Annotated in this window: 15 protein-coding genes; 8 read left to right on the forward strand and 7 right to left on the reverse strand. The window is 69.8% G+C overall.

The window, feature by feature from the left end; genetic code table 11:
* Positions 1-21 precede the first annotated feature (21 nt).
* Positions 22-1,635 (reverse strand): phospho-sugar mutase, encoded by a 1,614-nt coding sequence (locus ACQP06_RS05510; protein WP_433670934.1) that lies wholly within the window; start codon positions 1,633-1,635, stop codon positions 22-24.
* A gap of 10 nt (positions 1,636-1,645) precedes the next feature.
* Complete coding sequence (locus tag ACQP06_RS05515; RefSeq protein WP_433670936.1) at positions 1,646-2,449, reverse strand: purine-nucleoside phosphorylase; 804 nt, start codon at positions 2,447-2,449, stop codon at positions 1,646-1,648.
* 194 nt (positions 2,450-2,643) lie between these two features.
* Between ACQP06_RS05515 and ACQP06_RS05520 the strand changes: the two genes are divergently transcribed.
* The 3 genes from ACQP06_RS05520 to ACQP06_RS05530 all read left to right on the forward strand — a co-directional run bounded on the left by ACQP06_RS05520 (position 2,644) and on the right by ACQP06_RS05530 (position 6,043).
* A complete protein-coding gene (locus tag ACQP06_RS05520; RefSeq protein ID WP_433670938.1) occupies positions 2,644-3,348 on the forward strand; it encodes an enoyl-CoA hydratase/isomerase family protein in 705 nt (234 codons plus the stop codon).
* Between the two features lie 182 nt (positions 3,349-3,530).
* Complete coding sequence (locus ACQP06_RS05525) at positions 3,531-4,718, forward strand: M20 family metallopeptidase (RefSeq protein WP_433673241.1); 1,188 nt, start codon at positions 3,531-3,533, stop codon at positions 4,716-4,718.
* A 206-nt stretch (positions 4,719-4,924) separates the two neighbouring features.
* Positions 4,925-6,043, forward strand: a complete 1,119-nt coding sequence (locus tag ACQP06_RS05530) for a M20 family metallopeptidase (RefSeq protein ID WP_433673242.1) — start codon at positions 4,925-4,927, stop codon at positions 6,041-6,043.
* Between the two features lie 91 nt (positions 6,044-6,134).
* Here the strand turns inward: ACQP06_RS05530 and ACQP06_RS05535 are convergent, their stop codons facing one another.
* Complete coding sequence (locus ACQP06_RS05535; protein ID WP_433670940.1) at positions 6,135-6,548, reverse strand: PPOX class F420-dependent oxidoreductase; 414 nt, start codon at positions 6,546-6,548, stop codon at positions 6,135-6,137.
* Between the two features lie 98 nt (positions 6,549-6,646).
* Positions 6,647-7,126 (reverse strand): gamma-glutamylcyclotransferase, encoded by a 480-nt coding sequence (locus tag ACQP06_RS05540; protein ID WP_379280572.1) that lies wholly within the window; start codon positions 7,124-7,126, stop codon positions 6,647-6,649.
* A 305-nt stretch (positions 7,127-7,431) separates the two neighbouring features.
* Between ACQP06_RS05540 and ACQP06_RS05545 the strand changes: the two genes are divergently transcribed.
* The 4 genes from ACQP06_RS05545 to ACQP06_RS05560 all read left to right on the forward strand — a co-directional run bounded on the left by ACQP06_RS05545 (position 7,432) and on the right by ACQP06_RS05560 (position 12,828).
* Positions 7,432-8,835, forward strand: a complete 1,404-nt coding sequence (locus tag ACQP06_RS05545) for an NAD(P)H-quinone dehydrogenase (protein ID WP_433670943.1) — start codon at positions 7,432-7,434, stop codon at positions 8,833-8,835.
* A 194-nt stretch (positions 8,836-9,029) separates the two neighbouring features.
* Entirely contained in the window at positions 9,030-10,271 is a 1,242-nt protein-coding gene (locus ACQP06_RS05550) for a hypothetical protein (RefSeq protein ID WP_433670944.1), read from the forward strand.
* A 102-nt stretch (positions 10,272-10,373) separates the two neighbouring features.
* Positions 10,374-11,513 (forward strand): hypothetical protein, encoded by a 1,140-nt coding sequence (locus ACQP06_RS05555; RefSeq protein WP_433670946.1) that lies wholly within the window; start codon positions 10,374-10,376, stop codon positions 11,511-11,513.
* 133 nt (positions 11,514-11,646) lie between these two features.
* A complete protein-coding gene (locus tag ACQP06_RS05560; protein ID WP_433670948.1) occupies positions 11,647-12,828 on the forward strand; it encodes a PLP-dependent aminotransferase family protein in 1,182 nt (393 codons plus the stop codon).
* Here the strand turns inward: ACQP06_RS05560 and glpK are convergent.
* Positions 12,813-14,309, reverse strand: a complete 1,497-nt coding sequence (gene glpK / locus ACQP06_RS05565; RefSeq protein WP_433670950.1) for a glycerol kinase GlpK — start codon at positions 14,307-14,309, stop codon at positions 12,813-12,815. The genes ACQP06_RS05560 and glpK overlap by 16 nt on opposite strands.
* A gap of 93 nt (positions 14,310-14,402) precedes the next feature.
* On the opposite strand from glpK, the gene glpD reads away from it, so the two are divergent.
* Complete coding sequence (gene glpD / locus ACQP06_RS05570) at positions 14,403-16,151, forward strand: glycerol-3-phosphate dehydrogenase (protein WP_433670952.1); 1,749 nt, start codon at positions 14,403-14,405, stop codon at positions 16,149-16,151.
* A gap of 50 nt (positions 16,152-16,201) precedes the next feature.
* Here glpD and ACQP06_RS05575 read toward each other — a convergent pair whose 3' ends face one another.
* Positions 16,202-16,840, reverse strand: coding sequence for an NADPH-dependent F420 reductase (locus tag ACQP06_RS05575; RefSeq protein WP_433670954.1), 639 nt, complete (start codon positions 16,838-16,840; stop codon positions 16,202-16,204).
* 104 nt (positions 16,841-16,944) lie between these two features.
* Positions 16,945-17,715, reverse strand: coding sequence for a DNA-formamidopyrimidine glycosylase family protein (locus ACQP06_RS05580; RefSeq protein WP_433670955.1), 771 nt, complete (start codon positions 17,713-17,715; stop codon positions 16,945-16,947).
* Positions 17,716-17,719 lie beyond the last annotated feature (4 nt).

The following is a 17,719-nucleotide window of genomic DNA, read 5'->3' on the forward strand; positions in this document are numbered from 1 at the left end:
CGCTCCGGAAGTGGCAGCGGCTCAGAGCTGCTGGAAGTACTTGCGGAGCTCGGCGAGCCGCTGCGCGGCGACGGCCTTCGCGTCGTCGAGCGCGTCCGGCCCGGCCACGGGTTCGAACGCTTCCAGGTAGCACTTGAGCTTGGGTTCGGTGCCGGACGGGCGCACCACCACACGGAACGAGTCGGCGTCGAAAACCAGTGCGTCGGTGCGCATCCGGCCCCGCATCTGCGCCATATCGGTGCAGGTCACGGGTTCCCCGGCAATCTCGCTCGGGGGAGTCTCGCGCAGCCGGGCGACGACCGCGGCCGCGGCCGACGCGTCCGCCAGGCGCAGCGACACCTGATCTCCCGCGTGCACGCCGAATTCGACCGCGTACTCGTCGAGGACGTCGAGCACGGTGCGGCCCTGCGCCTTCAGTTGGGCGACCAGATCGGCGGCGACCACCGCGGCCGAGATGCCGTCCTTGTCGCGCACCGCGGACGGATCCACGCAGTGCCCGATCGCCTCCTCGTACGCGTAGACCAGCCCCTCGCCCGCGCGGGCCAGCCACTTGAACCCGGTCAGCGTCTCGGCATACCGCGCCCCGCGAGCGGCGGCGATCTCGCTCAGCAGCCGGGAGGACACGATCGTGGTGGCGACCAGGGTATCCGGGGCGGCGGTCCGCAGCACGAAATCGCCCAGGAGGACACCGGTTTCGTCGCCGCGCAGCATCCGCCAGCCATCCGGCCCGCGCACGCCGAGCGCACACCGATCCGCGTCCGGGTCCAACGCGATGGCGAGGTCCGCGTCGAGCCGCTCGCCCAGGTCGAGCAGCAGATCCGCGGCCCCCGGCTCCTCGGGATTCGGGAACGCCACGGTCGGGAAGTCCGGGTCCGGGGCGAACTGTTCCGCCACCACCAGTACTTCGTCGAACCCGGCGCCCCGCAGCGCGGCGACGCCCAGTTCGCCGCCCACACCGTGCATGGGGGTCAGCACGATGCGGATATCGCTGCGCTGCCGGACATCTCGCGCGGTCGCGGCGGGATCGTCGGCGGTCGCCTCGATGTCCTCGACGCTGAGTGGTGCGTCGCCGCCGATGAGGCGGGGCAACCGGGTGACCCGGGTCAGGTACCGGCGGACGATCTCCTCGCCCATCGCGTCCGGCGGGGTGCCCGCGGGCAGTGCGAGCAGGGCGGGGTCGGGGGCGGTCGGATCGGGGTCGGTCCGGGGGATGCGGCCGTCGACGGCGTCGATGCAGCGCTCGATCTCGCTGTCGGCGGGTGGCACGATCTGCGAGCCGCCGTCGAGGTAGACCTTGTAGCCGTTGTCGGTGGCCGGATTGTGGGACGCGGTGATCTGCACTCCCGCAACGGCTTTCAGCTCTCGCACCGCGAAAGCGACCACGGGGGTGGGTACCGGGTGGGGGAGCGCCAGCACCGAGAATCCGGCCGCGGCGAAGACTTCCGCGGCCGCGGTGGCGAATTCGTCCGACCCGTGGCGGGCGTCGCGGCCCACGATGACGATCCCGCCGCCGAGGCAGCGGTCGCGCAGCCAGGCGGCGATGCCGGCCGACGCCCGCGCGACGGTGTCGATGTTCATGCCGTCCGGGCCGTCCTGGAGCGGACCGCGCAGCCCGGCGGTTCCGAAACGCAGCATGCCCGCGCGCCTAGAGGCGTTCCAGCACGCCGCGCAGCAGCTTGCCCAATCTCGGTGCGGCCGCGTGGCCCTCGGCCAGGACTTCGGCGTGCGAGAGATGCTGTCCGGTGACGCCGGCCGCCAGGTTGGTGACCAGCGAGATGCCGAGCACCTTGGCCCCGCCCTCGCGGCAGGCGATGGCCTCGAGCACGGTGGACATGCCGACCAGATCGGCGCCGATGGTGCGCAGCATCCGGATCTCGGCGGGGGTCTCGTACTGCGGTCCGGTCAGGCCCGCGTACACGCCCTCGGTGAGGCTGGGGTCGATTTCCTTTGCCAGCGTGCGCAATTCGGGATCCCAGGCGTCGACCAGGTCCACGAAGTTCGCGCCCTCGATGGGGGTGCGGCCGGTCAGGTTGATGTGGTCGCTGATGAGCACCGGCTCGCCGACCGACAGTCCGTCGCGAATCCCGCCCGCGGCATTGGTGAGCAGCACCGTCTGCGCGCCCGCGGCCAGCGCGGTGCGCACATTGTGCACGACCTGGCCCGGCGTGTGGCCCTCGTAGAGATGCTGGCGGCCCATGAGCAGCAGCACCGGCGAGTCGCCGACGTGCACCGAGTGGATGGTGCCCTGATGGCCTTGCGCCGTGGGCGATCCGAACCCCGGCACCTCGGCCATGGGGATGGATGTGGATGGTTCGCCGATCTCGGCGGCAGCCTCCTGCCAGCCCGATCCCAGCACCACGGCGACGCGATGCTGCTGCACTCCCGTACGTTCGGCAATGGCTGTGGCGGCTAGTTCGGAAACCCCGCCCATGGCCTTCTCGGCTAGCATGTCGCCGAGTCTAATTGCCTCCGCTTCGCTACGGCTGTTCGCGGCCCTCGTAACCCCGGTCTTCCCTCCTCCGCTTCGCTCCGTCGCTCCGAGCGCGGGGAGGCGGAGCGCAGTCCGGACCGGGGCGGGCCGCGAACCTGCGAGGCTTGCTACCCGCGAGTAGTAATCCCTTTTGCGGGCGTTACCCTCTGCGCATGGCGTATTTGAAGCGTGACGGGGATGTGTTCGTGCTGTTCCTCGGTACCGAGGGTCAGACCATCGACAGCGAGAACCGTTTCCACCCGGACTGGATCACCGAGGTCCACGCGCTGCTCGACGAGGTCGAGGCGTCCGAGGGCCCGGCCGCGCTGGTCGTCACCGCCAACGGCAAGTTCTTCTCCAACGGCCTCGACACCGACTGGCTGTTCGGCAACTTCGACAAGAACTGCTGGTACCTGGACCGCGTGCACTCGCTGTATTCCCGCCTGCTGACCTTCGGCATGCCGACCGTGGCCGCGGTGAACGGGCACGCCTTCGGCGCGGGCGCCATGCTCGCCACCGCCTGCGATTTCCGGGTCATGCGCGCCGACCGCGGCTTCTGGTGCCTGCCCGAGGTGAACCTGGGCATGCCGTTCACGGTCGCCATGAACGCGCTGCTCACCAACCGCCTGATCAACCAGGTCGCGGTGGAGGCCATGACCACGGGCCGCCGCTACGGCGCGGACGACGCCCTCGCGGCCGGAATCGTCGACGCCAAGGCGGACGCTGAGACGTTGCTGGCCACCGCGATCGCCCGGGCGGACCTGCTCAAGGGCAACCGCAAGCCGAACCTGCCGGTGATCAAGAAGGCCCTGCATCAGCAGGCGCTGGCCGGCCTGGCCGTGGAGACCACCCCCGAGAACCTGGCGTTCAACCCGTAAGACCGCCTACGCCGGAGATTTTCCGGCTTACCTGCTGCGACAGAGTTGCGCGGCAGTGCGAGACTGTTGGGATGTCACCATCGCGCAACGGCGATGACCGGAGATCCTGCGCACCGATCGGACGTCCCGAGACGTCCGTGTCGTCGTCGCATCATCCGACCGTGGCATCGGCCGATCCGGCGTTGCTGGCCGCGGCCGATGCCGCGATCGCCGGCTACCGCGATCAGCTGATCGCGCTCTCGCACGACATCCACTCCGAGCCCGAATTGGCGTTCGAGGAATTCCGGAGTGTCGCCAAGACGATCGAGCCGTTGCGCGAACGCGGATTCCGTATCGAATCGGGTGTGGCGGAGCTGCCGACCGCATTCACCGCGGAATTCGGCAGTGGCGAACTCGTCGTGGGTATTTGCGCCGAATATGACGCTTTGCCCGAAATTGGTCATGCCTGCGGGCACAACATCATCGCGGCGTCCGCGGTGGGCGCGGCGCTCGGGCTGGCCGCCGTCGCCGACGCCTGCGACATCACCGTGAAGGTGCTGGGCACCCCGGCCGAGGAGTCGGGCGGCGGCAAGGTGCTCATGCTGGACCGCGGCGTGTTCGACGACCTGGCCATGGCCATGATGGTGCACCCGGGCCCGGAGGACATCGTCGGCGCGCATTCGCTGGCCCTCGCCGATCTCTCGGTGGTCTACAGCGGCCGTGAATCGCATGCCAGCGCGGCGCCCCAATACGGGCGGAACGCGCTCGACGCCGTCACCGTCGCGCAGGTTGCTTTGGGTTTGCTGCGTCAACATCTCGTCCCCGGGCAGCAGCTGCACGGTATAGTCGGGTCGGGCGGCGTCGCCCCTAATATCGTGCCCGGTCACGCGGAACTGCTGTATTACCTACGTGCGGTCGACTCCGCGACCCTCGACGATCTGATGCAACGAGCATCGGCTTGTTTCGAGGCAGGTGCCCTGGCAACCGGATGCACCCACGAAATCCGGAAGCTCGCGCCGACATATACCGAGCTCACTCCCGATAGCGCACTACTGTGTGCCTATCGCGAGCAGATAACCGCGCTCGGTCGCGAGCCCATCGCCCCGGAATTCGAGGCGGCACGGCCGCTGGGCAGTACCGATATGGGCAACGTCACCAACGTCATCGCCGGTATTCACCCGGTCATCGGCATCGATGCCGGGGGCGCGGTGACCCATCAGCCCGCCTTCGCGGCGGCCGCGGTCAACGCCTCGGCCGACCGTGCGGTGCTGGACGGGGCAACGGCGTTGGCCCGGACGGCGATACATATCGCAGGCGACAAAATGCACAGGGACAGGTTGTCGGAGAGAGTCGGTCAACGGCAGTTTCAGCGACAGGAGGACATTCGGTGAGCACAACCGGCCGGTCCCGGGCGGGAGCGTCAGGCCCGGAGGCGGCAGCTCGCGTAACCACGCAGGGCGCCGCGAGCGCCCCGATGTACACCGCGCGGGTCAACGGGCCACTCGCGGCGTCGTGCGTGACTACGCAGCCGCCGTCGGGCGTCGCGGGGGAACCGGTTTCCGGGAACGAGGCCGTGGAGTCCTGGCTCGCCGAGCACATGGACGACCTGAAGGCGTGGCGTCGCCACATCCACGCCAACCCGGAACTGTCCCGAACCGAGTTCGGCACCACCGAATTCGTGGAGTCCTGGCTGGTCAAGGCCGGTCTCGAACCCCGCAAACTACCGAGCGGCACCGGCCTGATCTGTGACATCGGCCCGGACGGCCCGCGCATCGGCCTGCGCGCCGACATGGACGCGCTGCCGCTGCAGGAGTACACGGGCCTGGCGTTCGCCTCCACCGTGCCCGGCGTCTCGCACGCCTGCGGGCACGACGCGCACACCACCATCCTGCTCGGCACCGCGCTCGCGCTGGCCGAGATCGAGGACCTCCCGGTCGGCGTGCGGCTGGTGTTCCAGCACGCCGAGGAGGTCATGCCCGGCGGCGCCGTCGACATGGTCGCCGCCGGCGCCATGGAAGACGTCTCGCGCATGTTCGCGCTGCACTGCGACCCGCGCCTGGAGGTCGGACAGGTCGGCATCCGGATCGGCGCCATCACCTCGGCCGCCGACACCGTCGAGCTGGTGCTCGATTCCCCCGGCGGCCACACCTCCCGCCCGCACCTGACCAGCGACCTGGTCTACGCCATGGGCACCGTCATCACCGGCCTGCCCGGCCTGCTCTCGCGCCGCATCGACCCGCGCACCAGCACGGTCATGGTGTGGGGCGCGGTGTCGGCGGGCAAGGCGCCCAACGCGATTCCGCAGACCGGCATGCTGACCGGCACCGTCCGCACCGGCGATCACGCCACCTGGTCCCTGCTCGAGCCCATGGTCCGCGAGATCGTGGAGGGGCTGCTCGCGCCGACCGGCGTGCGCTACCAGCTCAACTACAAGCGCGGCGTGCCGCCGGTGGTGAACGACGAGCAGGCTGTGCGCATGTTCGAGGACGCGATCCGCGCCCTGGGCCCGGACGCGCTGGCCGACACCCAGCAGTCCGGCGGCGGCGAGGACTTCTCCTGGTACCTGGAGGAGGTGCCCGGCGCGATGGGCCGGCTCGGCGTCTGGTCCGGTTCGGGAGAGCAGCTCGACCTGCACCAGCCGACCTTCGACATCGACGAGCGCGCGCTCGCGGCGGGTGTCCGGGTGTTCACCAATATCGTGCTGAACGCCCGCTGACCTCGGGCGTCACCTGAGACGAAAGCCGGGCCGCACTGAAAAGTGCGGCCCGGCTTCATGTTCGGAGGCTGTCGCGACAGTGCGCGGCGGGTTACTTCGCCTTCGCGGCGATGTCGCCCCAGGCGTGCCAGCGGTCGATCTCGATCCAGACCGAGACGCGCTTCTGATCGCGGACCGGGTACTCGCCGCCGGTGTAGTGCTCGGCGATGCGGTCGATGACCGAGGAGTCCGAGTCGTTCTCGATGGAGACGATGCGGCCCTGGATGCTGACGTGGCTGTACCAGTTGTCGCCTTCCAGCACGGTCAGCGTGATCCGCGGGTCCTCGCGCAGGTAGTCCAGGCGCTTGCGGAAGTCGGCCAGGTTCACCAGGATTCGGTCGTTCTCGTACAGGTACCAGGTGGCGACCGAGACCGGCTGCCCGTCCGGACGGTTGGAGGCGAAGACGGCCGGGTTGGGGCGGGCCAGGAATTCGGCGATCGGGGCGGGGACGGGCGTGGCGGGCATCGGCTTCCTCTTTCGACGGTTCGAAGATCGTTCCGGTTCCCGCAACGCCGCTGCCGCGCCGAATCTTCCGGCACGGTGCGCGGCGCCCGATCGGACACTCACATCCCGAAGGTGCCCGGGCCCACGTTCTTACTGTTGCGGGTGCGTAGCGCGTGCACGTAATCGCCTGGCGCGCCCGCCTTCTCCGCGGCGTCGGAGATGACGCCGATGTAGCGGGCGGAGGGTAGCCCGCCCTCGTAGGCGTCCAGGACGTAGAGCCACGCCAGGACCGGCGTGGTCGTGGGGCCCTGGTTGGGGGTGACGCGCAGGCGGATCTTCTTGTGGATACCGAAGTCCGAACCCTCCCAGCGGTCGAGACTCAGCTCGTCGTCGTCGGGAACGTCGTAGAGGACCACGAAGACGCGTTGTCCGGGCTCTTCGACCACCGTCGCCAGCGGTCCCTCCCAGCCGATGTCGTCCCCGGCGAAGGTGAGTCGCCACCCTTCCAGCCAGCCGGTTCCGTACACAGGGGAGTGCGGACAGCGCTTGAGCATCTGCTCGGGATCCATGTTGGACCCATAGGCGGCGTAAATCGGCACCATAAGAGCCTATCGAACAATCGCCGTAAGGCTCCCCTGATCCCGATCACAAGGCGGTTCGTCCCCGCATGACCGATTGCCGCGCGATCGCCGGATTGCGTAGAAACCGCCGTTCGGACGCGATTCACCGGGCGGCCGCACCGGGTTCGCGCGACTCTCCGGTAATGACGGCCGACCTTCACGAATGGGATGCGCCACAGTGACAAAATCATCCGGAGATGCGGTGATAGCGGCACGGAGCTGGGCGGATAACGTTAGGGACCGGCATCGGAGATCCCGGAGCCGGAGCTTGAAGCGGAGGAACAATGACCCGCATTGCGATCATCGGTGGCGGTCCCGCCGGTTACGAGGCGGCACTGGTAGCGGCACAACACGGCGCGCCGGTCACGCTGATCGACAGTGACGGCATCGGCGGCGCGTGCGTGCTGTGGGATTGCGTGCCGTCCAAGACCTTCATCGCCTCCACCGGCGTGCGCACCGATCTGCGCCGCGCCCGGGACCTGGGCATCACCGTGCATCCCTCGCAGGCGCAGGTGCGTCTCGCCGAGGTGAACTCCCGGGTGAAGGCGCTCGCGCAGGCGCAGTCCTCCGATATTCGCGCCAAGCTGATGACCGCGGGCGTGACCGTGCTGTCCGGCTACGGCGAGCTCATCGACCAGGCCCCCGGGCTGGCCACCCACCTCGTGAAGGCCACCCTCGAGGACGGCCAGCAGCGGGTCATCGAGGCCGAGGTGGTGCTGATCGCCACCGGCGCCAGCCCGCGCGTGCTGCCCGGTGCGGAGCCCGACGGTGAGCGAATCCTGAACTGGCGTCAGCTCTACGACCTCAGGGACCTGCCCGAGACCCTGGTGGTCGTGGGTTCCGGTGTCACCGGCGCCGAATTCGTCTCCGCCTATACCGAGATGGGCGTGCAGGTGAAGGTGGTCTCCAGCCGGGACCGCGTGCTGCCCGGTGAGGACGCCGACGCCGCGCTGGTGCTGGAGGAGGCGCTCGCCGAGCGCGGTGTGGAGCTGGTCAAGCACGCCCGCGCGGACGCGGTGGAGCGCACAGCCGAGGGCATCGTGGTGAAGCTGTCCGACGGCCGCACGGTCACCGGCACCCATGCGCTCATGACGGTCGGTTCGGTCCCGAACACCAACGGGCTGGGCCTGGATCGGCTCGGCATCGAACTCGACAAGGGTGGTTTCCTCCGCGTGGACCGGGTGTCGCGGACCACCGCGCCCGGCGTCTACGCGGCCGGCGACTGCACCGGCCTGCTGCCGCTGGCCTCGGTGGCCGCCATGCAGGGCCGCATCGCGATGTATCACGCGCTGGGTGAGGGCGTGCAGCCGATTCGCCTGAAGACCGTTGCCTCCGCGGTGTTCACGCGCCCGGAGATCGCGACGGTCGGCGTCGCGCAGACCGCCATCGACGAGGGCGAGGTCCCCGCGCGCACGGTCATGCTGCCGCTGAACACCAACCCGCGGGCCAAGATGTCGGGCCTGCGACGGGGTTTCGTGAAGATCTTCTGCCGGCCCGCCACCGGTGTGGTGATCGGCGGCGTGGTGGTCGCCCCGATCGCGTCGGAGTTGATCCTGCCGATCGCGCTGGCGGTGCAGAACAACCTCACGGTGAACGATCTGGCGCAGACCTTCTCGGTGTATCCCTCCCTCACCGGATCGGTCACCGAGGCCGCGCGGCAGCTCATGCGGCACGACGATCTGGACTAGCCGCAACGTGTTTCGCCCCCTTTGTTACCGGCCCGTCTTGCTGCCTTGTCTCCCTTGTGATTAAGTTCGCGGCGGAAGCGATCGGCAGGGCGGTCGCGAGTGTTACGTATCGGGGGTGATCGTTTCCCTCCGTTCGGTGCTCTTCGATGCCCAGGCTGATCGTGCCGCCGAGGGACGAAGGAATTGAGCGAAACGTGAAGCACCGCAAGCCGAGTCGGATCAAGGCGAGCACCTCCCTGACGCTGGCCGGTGCGGCCGCGGTGGTGTCGCTGCTGTCCGCGCCCGCCAACGCCGCCCCCGCCGACCCGGGCGCCGTACCCGCCGACCAGCAGCAGCCCGACGGCACGCAGCCGCCCGCCGACACCCCCACCCCGGATCCGAAGGCGCAGTCGGTTCCCGCGCCCAAGCCGGAGAAGCCGCAGCCGGGCACCACCAAGCCGCAGCAGAGCCAGCCGGGCGTCACCACCCCCACCACGCCGAACAACACCGCGCCGGACAACGGTGCGGACAAGCCGGATTCGGGTCAGCCGCAGGGCGCGACCCAGCCCGACGCCACCAACACCCCGAAGCCGGACGCCACCGCGCCCAAGCCGGACGCGAACGCCCCGAAGCCGGATGCCAACGCCCCCAAGAACGATCAGGGCGCGCAGCCCGCGGGCGTCAACCCGGGTCAGCCGAAGTCGGTGCGCCCGTCGCAGCCGGGTGTGACCGTGCCGCGCGTGGCGCCGCTGCCGGTGCCGGGCCAGTCGACCCCGGCCCAGCCCGCGGTCGTCACCCCGCAGCAGGACGCGGCCACCCCGCCGTCGACCCAGCCGGGCACCACGGTGCCGGCGCAGCCGGGCACCCAGCCGGTCAAGCCGAACGACCGCAGCGCGGATCCGGCGGTCACCACCCCGGCGCAGAACCCGGACGCCGACACCATGACCGGCCCGCAGACGGTCACCCCGCAGGCCAAGCCGCAGTGGCAGTCGCCCGCGGTGGACGCGGCCCCGGCCGCCCCGGTGGTCGCCATGTCCGGTCCGCACTCCGAGCTCGGCGTCAACCTCGACGGCGGCGCGGTGCTGCCGGGCTGGGCCGCCAACACCCACCACTTCAGCAACCTGGACGGCTACGTCGGCACCATCGGCTACACCACGCCGGGCGGGCTGGGCGAGGCCGGCATGTCGCTGGACTTCACCACGGTCAACCAGATCAAGGTGACGGCGTTCGCGGGCAGCGGCCCGGACAACGACCAGAAGGTCGAGTTCGTGCTGGACACCGCCGCGGCCAATGCCGCGAAGGCCAATGCCGAGAACTTCATCCGCCTGCTCCCGGGCGGCGCCACGGTGCTCGAGGCGGCGGCTCAGATTGGTAGGCTCCCCGAAGGCGAGCGGCCGTCGCAGTCGATCGACATCGGTGGCGTGACCGCGCAGACGGGTGGTTCGGTCCAGTACTGACCGACCGTTCAACACACCGGGAACGGTGCCGGTAGAAGCAGTGTCGTCGCGTGGGGCGGTCGGTAGCGACCGCCCCACGTGTCTGTGGCGAAAGGACGGGTGATGGTTTCGGGCAAGGACGAATCCGCGGACCGTCAGGCATCCGAGGGTGGAGCGCCGGAGTCCGAGTTCGGGCCCTCGCTCAATGATTTCGGGCCGTCCCTCAATGATTTCGGTCCGGCCCCGGTCGCCGACGGCCCGGGCTGGAGTCCGGCCCCGGGTCCGCAGAGTCCCGATCTGGCCTGGCGCCCCGCGGGCGCGCCGCCGCAGTATCGGGCTCCCGACGCGTGGCAGCCCACCACCGGGCAGTATCCGGCGATGCCCGGACCGTCCACGGGCCAGTATCCGGCCGTGAATCCAGTGGCGCAGGTTCCCGCTACCCCCGACGTCGAAGAGACCGTCAAGATCCCGGCTGGCGGGCCGCAATCGGCCGCCGTGGACGTGGAGCGGACGACCAGGATCCCCGAGGCCGATTCGGTGGCCGCGGAACGGAATTCGGCTCCGGCCGAGGCCGACGGGTCCGCCGACTCCTGGTGGCGGTCCGCGCCCAGCGGTTTCCCGCCCGCGCCGCCGGCGGAATCGGCCGCGGGGCCGGCGGAGTCGCTGTCCTGGTCCGACGATCCGATCGCCAAGGCGCTCGCGCCGAAAATCACCGCCCCGCAACGCAAACCGGAACCCGAGCCGCGGTCGTGGCGCAAGATCGGGCTGATCGCGGGCGCGGCGGTGACGGTGCTCGCGGTGGCCGGGGGCGTCACCTTCGCGCTGACCCGGGGCGGCACCGACACCGCTCCGACGGCCGGGGTCACCACCGGCAAACCCTCGCCCACGGTGGCGGCGCTGAGCTGCCCGGCCAAGCGGGACGGCAAGCTCACCATCGGCAATGGCGCGGGCGGCACCGGCAGTGGCGTGGACGCCATCCTCGGCTTCCAGTACGCCTTCTATGTCGACCGCAGCGGTGCGAAGGCGCACTCGTTCGTGGTGCCCGGCGCGACCACGGTGGCGCCCGCCGAGGTCATGCAGACCAAGGGCATCGATCCGCTCAAACCCGGCACCACCTACTGCCTGAAGATCGTCGAGACCGGCCCGGAGGCCTATGACGTGGACATCACCGAGCACCGGGTGGACGGCACCACCGAGGTGTACGTGGAGCACATCATCACCGCGGTGGTCGACGGCAAGCATCTGATCCAGTCCATCGAGTAGGCCCGGGCAGGTCCGGTCCAGGCCCTGGAAACTGGACCCGACGTCTCAATATTTGGGACATTGATTTCATATCCTGGTCTCCGTGTGACATGGTGGGGTTTCGCATACCCCGGCGTTCCCTCGGAGGTGGTTCATGTCCGCGACCTTCCCGCCCCTCGCGCGGCGGCTCGACGGCCTGCAGAGCTCGGCGATCCGTGACCTGCTCAAACTCACCTCGCGCGCGGACATCATCAGCTTGGCCGGAGGTTTGCCCGACGCCGAACTCATGCCCCGCGACCGTATCGCCGCGGCCGCCGACGCCGCCCTGTCCGACCGCGCCCGGCTGCAGTACACCGAGTCGCCCGGCTGGGGTCCGCTGCGCGAGGTGCTGGCCGTCCGCGAGTCCGCCCGGCTGGGCCGCCCGGTGCCGGTCGAGGAGATCTTCGTGACCCACGGCTCGCAGCAGGCGCTGTCGCTGCTGTCGGAGGTGCTGCTGGATCCGGGTGCGCTCGTCGTGGTCGAGGATCCCGCGTATGTCGGTGCGCTGCAGGTCTTCCGGGCCGCCGGGGCGCGGATCGAGGCCGTTCCCCTGGATTCCGACGGTATGCGCATCGACGCGCTGCGTGAACTACTGGACGCCGGTGAGCGGCCCGCAGTCGTCCACACGGTCAGCAACTTCCACAATCCCGGCGGGGTCACCCTGGTCCCGGAACGCCGCCGCGAACTGGCGGAGCTGGCCGAGCGGTACGGCTTCTGGATCATCGAGGACGACCCGTACGGCGAACTCTGGTTCGACCGGCCCTCACCCGCGCCGGTCGCGACCTACTCGCCCCAGGTGATTCGCCTGTCCAGCGCGTCCAAGATCCTGGCCCCCACGCTGCGCGCGGGCTGGATGATCGCGCCCACCCAGGTCTGCCGCGCGGTGGAACTGCTCAAGCAGGGCGCGGACCTGTGCGGTTCGGCCCTCACCCAGCAGATCGCCGCCGACCTGCTCGCCGACACCGATTGGCTTGCCGCCCACGTGGATTCGGTGCGTCAGGTGTACGGCGCCCGGGCCAAGGCGCTGGTCGGCGCGGTGCGGTCCCGCTTCGGGGACCGCGTGGTCAGCACCGACGCCTCCGGCGGCATGTTCGTGTGGGTCGACTTCACCGACGGCACCGACACCACCGCCCTGCTGCCGCGCGCCCTGGACGCGGGCGTCGCCTATGTGCCCGGCAATGCCTTCGCCGTCTCCACCGACTACACCCGCTCGATGCGCCTGTGCTTCACCACCTCCGGGGAAGCCACGCTCGAGCAGGCGGTCGATCGGCTGGCGGCGGCTCACGCCCAGTCGTAGGTGCGCTCCACCGCCTTGTTCCACTCCCGCAGCAGGTGGTCGCGGTCGGCGGCGGACATGTTCGGGGTCCAGCGCTTGTCCTCGGCCCAGTTGGCCCGGATGTCGTCGGTGGAGGACCAGTAGCCGACGGCCAGGCCCGCCGCGTAGGCCGCGCCCAGCGCCGTGGTCTCGGTGACCACCGGGCGCACCACCGTGGCGTCCAGGATGTCGGACTGGAACTGCATGAGCAGTTCGTTGCCGACCATGCCGCCGTCCACCTTGAGGGTCACCTTCTCGACGTCCAGGCGCTGCGCGTCGGCGTCGGCGCGCATGGCGTCGATGACCTCGCGGGTCTGGAAAGCCGTGGCCTCCAGCACCGCTCGCGCCAGATGGCCCTTGTTCACGAAGCGGGTCAGGCCCGCCACCACGCCGCGCGCGTCCGGCCGCCAGCGCGGGGCGAACAGGCCGGAGAAGGCGGGCACCACGTACGCGCCGCCATTGTCGGCGACGGTGCGGGCCAGCGGTTCGATCTCCTCGGCCGAGGAGATGATGCCGAGATTGTCGCGCAGCCACTGCACCAGCGAACCGGTGACGGCGATGGAGCCCTCCAGCGCGTACACGGCGGGCTGGTCGCCCAGCTGATAGCAGACCGTGGTGAGCAGGCCGTGCTCACTGAAGACCGGGGTGGTGCCGGTGTTCATGAGCATGAAATTGCCGGTGCCGTAGGTGTTCTTGGTGTCGCCGGGGGACAGGCAGGCCTGGCCGAAGGTGGCGGCCTGCTGGTCGCCGAGAATGCCCGCCACCGGGACCCCGGCCAGCGCGCCGGAGGTGATGGGCGCGTAAACCTCGGAGCTGCTGCGGATCTCGGGCAGCATGGCCATCGGGATGTCGAACTCGGCGCAGATCCGCGGGTCCCAGTTCAGCGTGCGCAGATCCATCAGCATGGTGCGCGAGGCATTGGTGACGTCGGTGATGTGCTCGCCGGTCAAATTCCACAGGATCCAGCTGTCCATGGTGCCGAAGCACAGTTCCCCGGACTCGGCGCGCAGCCGGGCGCCCGGCACGGTGTCCAGGATCCAGCGCAGCTTCGGTCCGGAGAAGTAGGTGGACAGCGGCAGTCCGGTGCGGCCGGCGTACCGGTTCGGGCCCTGGTCGCCGGCCAGCAGGGCGGTCAGGTCGGCGGTGCGGGTGTCCTGCCAGACGATGGCGTGGTGGATCGGCTTGCCGGTGGCGCGTTCCCACACCACGGTGGTCTCGCGCTGGTTGGTGACCCCGGCGGCCGCCACGTCCACGGCCCCGATTCCGCAGGTCTGGAGGGCCTCGGCAATCACGGATTCGGTATTGCGCCAGATGGATTCGGCATCGTGCTCGACCCATCCGGGTTTCGGGAAGATCTGCTCGTGTTCCCGCTGGGCGACTCCGGTGATTCGGCCCTGCTGATCGAAGACGATGCAACGACTGGACGTCGTGCCTTGATCGATGGCGGCCACATAGCGACGCATTGATCGAGGCTATCCGACGACAGCCCGGCTGCCGGGCTAGTGTGGGCTACGGTAGCGCTGGGTAGCCGAAAATTAGCCCGGAGGAGTCTCCGTATGACGAATCAACCGCGATCGCAGTTCCTCGGCCCCGAGCAGCGCGAAGCTGCGTGGGGACAGCTCGGCAAGGACGCCTTCGACGTCATCGTGATCGGCGGCGGCGTGGTCGGCGCGGGCATCGCCCTGGACGCGGCCACCCGGGGGCTCGAAGTCGCCCTGGTCGAGGCCCGCGACCTGGCGTCGGGCACCTCCAGCCGGTCCTCGAAGATGTTCCACGGTGGCCTGCGCTACCTGGAGATGATGGAGTTCGGGCTGGTCCGCGAGGCGCTGAAGGAGCGGGAACTGGCGCTGTCGACCCTCGCGCCGCATCTGGTCAAGCCGCTCAAATTCCTCTACCCGCTCACCCACCTCGGCTGGGAACGCCCCTACGTCACCGCCGGTCTCGTTCTCTACGACACCATGGGCGGCGCGAAATCGGTTCCCGGACAGCATCATCTGACCCGGTCCGCCGCCCTGCGCCAGGCCCCCGGCCTGAAGCGGGACACCCTCACCGGCGGCGTCAACTACTACGACACCGTCGTCGACGACGCCCGCCACACCATGACCGTGGCCCGCACCGCCGCCCACTACGGCGCGGTCATCCGCACCTCCACCCAGGTGGTCGGATTCCTCAAGGAGGCCGACCGGGTCGTCGGCGTCAAGGTCCGCGACAGCGAGGACGGGCGCACCGCAGAGGTGCACGGCAGCGTCGTCATCAATGCCACCGGCGTCTGGACCGACGAGCTCCAGGCGCTCGCGAAGCAACGCGGGCGATTCCATGTGCGAGCGTCCAAGGGTGTGCACATCGTGGTGCCGCGCGACCGCATCGCCAGCGACACCTCCATCATCCTGCGCACCGAGAAGTCCGTGCTCTTCGTCATCGCCTGGAGCACCGACCACTGGATCATCGGCACCACCGACACCGACTGGAACCTCGACCTCGCGCACCCCGCCGCCACCAAATCCGATATCGACTACCTGCTCACCCGCATCAACAAGGTGCTGGTCACGCCGCTCACCCAGGCCGACATCACCGGCGTGTACGCGGGCCTGCGGCCGCTGCTGGCCGGGGAGAGCGACCAGACCTCCAAACTCTCCCGCGAGCACGCCGTCGCCCGCATCGCGCCCGGCCTGGTCGCCATCGCGGGCGGCAAGTACACCACCTACCGCAATATGGCCTACGACGCCGTCGACGAAGCGGCACAGGACATTCCGCGCCGGGTGCCGCCCACCATCACCGAGAAGGTGCCGTTGCTCGGCGCCGACGGCTACCACGCGCTGATGAACCAGACCCCGCACCTGGCCGAGAAGTACGGCGTCCACCCGTACCGGATCCAGCACCTGCTCAACCGGTACGGCTCCCTCATCGACGAGGTGCTCGGGCTGGCCGCCGGGAAACCCGATCTGCTGCAACCGATCACCGAGTCACCCGGCTACCTGCGGGTCGAGGCCGTCTACGCGGCCGCCGCCGAAGCCGCCCTGCACCTGGACGACATCCTGGCCCGGCGCACTCGCATCAGCATCGAATACGCCCACCGCGGCGTGGATTCCGCCGACGAGGTGGCGCGGCTGGTGGCCCCGGTGCTCGGCTGGTCCGAGGCCGATATCGAACGCGAGGTGAGCGTGTACCAGGCCCGGGTGCGGGCCGAGGTCGAATCCCAGACCCAGCCCGACGACGCCTCCGCCGACGCGCTGCGCTCGGAGGCGCCCGAGGCGCGGCGCGAAGTGCTCGACCCGGTGCCGATCAACCAGCCCGAGTCGGTCTGAGACCTGTCCGGTGAACCGGCGCCACGGATTCCGCGGCGCCGGTTCGCTGTTCAGCGCACCAGTTTGTAGTTGAACTCCGTGGTGCCCAGCGCACCCATGAGCCGCACCCACAGCGGCAGCATCATCTCGGTGCCGCGGGCGGTGGTGATGTCACCCAGATCGACGATGTCGTCCCAGCCGAACTCGCGCAGCAGATCGGTGACCACGGCCTTGGCGGCGCCGTCGTCGCCGGACACGAAGATGGTGTGGTCGCCACCCGCCACCCGCTCCGGATGCACCATCACCTCGGCGGTCACCGTGTTGAGCGTCTTCACCACCCGTGCCTCGGGGAACGCCCGCTGCACCCGCTCGCCGACCGAATCGGTATTGCAGACCGCGAGGAACGGCGGGAACCCCTGCGAGAAGTCCAGGGGGTTCGACACGTCGATCACCACCTTGCCCGCCAGATTCGAGGCCCCCGCGCCGTCCAGCGCGACCACGCTCGCCTGCCCGGCGGTCGCGTTGATGATCAACTCCGCGCCGGCGGCCGCCTCCGCCGCGCTGGCCAGCGGGGCCGGGAAGGGATCCTCCGACCGCGCCTCGGTGGCCGCCACATCGCGGGTGCCGATCACCACATCGTGTCCCAGCTCTGCCAACCGCGCCGACAGGGTGCGCCCGACCGCCCCGGTGCCCAGGATTCCGATTTTCATGCCGCCCACCCTAGGCCCGGAAACCCAGCCCGGGAACACCTTTCGAGCCCATTGAAACCCGCTCGTCACCGTGCGCGCCGGCCCGCCCGCCCGGTACGAGCTGGTCAGCTGTCCGGTGGGAGCTGGCAGCGGGGACAGAAATAGACGCCTCGTTCGGCCCGATCGGCGCGCGCGTCGTCCCCGAGTAGATGCACGACCAGGTTGGCGCCGCAGCGCCGGCACGGTCGCCGCTGACGACCGTAAGCCAGTGCCCGCCAGGGCGGTTCGTGCGCCGCCTTCATCAACACCCGATGCGCCTCGTCCACCAGACCCGGCAGATCGTCGACCTCACCCACCGGCGTCACCGGGTGCACGCGCCGCAGAAAGCAGATCTCGCTCCGATAGATATTGCCGATCCCGGCCAGATTGGTCTGATCCAGCAACGCCAGCCCGATCGGCGTCGCGGGCTCCCGCAGCAATCGGCGCACCGCCTCGGCGGCATCCCACTCCGGCCCGAGCAGATCCGGCCCGAGATGATCGGTGACGGTGTGCTCCTCGCCCCGCCGCAGCACCTCCACCAGCCCCAGCGAGAACCCGACCGCCTCCGCGTCCTCCGTGCCCAGCACCAGCCGCGCCGTGAACCCCGGCCGATTCCACCGTTGCCCGGGCGCGAACACCCGCCACTCACCCTCCATCTTCAGATGCGTGTGAATGCTCAGCTCGGGCGTCCGCACGAACAAATGCTTGCCGTAGGTGCCGACACTCTCGACCCGCTGCCCGCACAGATCCAGCGTCGCGTACCGGGGCACCCGGAAGTCGCTGCGCGTCAGCACCTTGCCGTCGAGCGCCTTGCGGAGCCGCTGCGCGGTGTGGAAGACCGCATCGCCTTCAGGCACGGCC

This window comes from Nocardia sp. CA-136227 (assembly GCF_050955695.1).
Lineage (GTDB): Bacteria > Actinomycetota > Actinomycetes > Mycobacteriales > Mycobacteriaceae > Nocardia.

Bases quoted from the DNA above. Each gene is read 5' to 3' on its own strand.
- ACQP06_RS05510 (WP_433670934.1), bottom strand. From the start codon at position 1,635: ATGCTGCGTTTCGGAACCGCCGGGCTGCGCGGTCCGCTCCAGGACGGC.
- ACQP06_RS05515 (WP_433670936.1), bottom strand. From the start codon at position 2,449: ATGCTAGCCGAGAAGGCCATGGGCGGGGTTTCCGAACTAGCCGCCACA.
- ACQP06_RS05520 (WP_433670938.1), top strand. From the start codon at position 2,644: ATGGCGTATTTGAAGCGTGACGGGGATGTGTTCGTGCTGTTCCTCGGT.
- ACQP06_RS05530 (WP_433673242.1), top strand. From the start codon at position 4,925: ATGGACGACCTGAAGGCGTGGCGTCGCCACATCCACGCCAACCCGGAA.
- ACQP06_RS05535 (WP_433670940.1), bottom strand. From the start codon at position 6,548: ATGCCCGCCACGCCCGTCCCCGCCCCGATCGCCGAATTCCTGGCCCGC.
- ACQP06_RS05545 (WP_433670943.1), top strand. From the start codon at position 7,432: ATGACCCGCATTGCGATCATCGGTGGCGGTCCCGCCGGTTACGAGGCG.
- ACQP06_RS05555 (WP_433670946.1), top strand. From the start codon at position 10,374: ATGGTTTCGGGCAAGGACGAATCCGCGGACCGTCAGGCATCCGAGGGT.
- ACQP06_RS05560 (WP_433670948.1), top strand. From the start codon at position 11,647: ATGTCCGCGACCTTCCCGCCCCTCGCGCGGCGGCTCGACGGCCTGCAG.
- glpK (WP_433670950.1), bottom strand. From the start codon at position 14,309: ATGCGTCGCTATGTGGCCGCCATCGATCAAGGCACGACGTCCAGTCGT.
- glpD (WP_433670952.1), top strand. From the start codon at position 14,403: ATGACGAATCAACCGCGATCGCAGTTCCTCGGCCCCGAGCAGCGCGAA.
- ACQP06_RS05575 (WP_433670954.1), bottom strand. From the start codon at position 16,840: ATGAAAATCGGAATCCTGGGCACCGGGGCGGTCGGGCGCACCCTGTCG.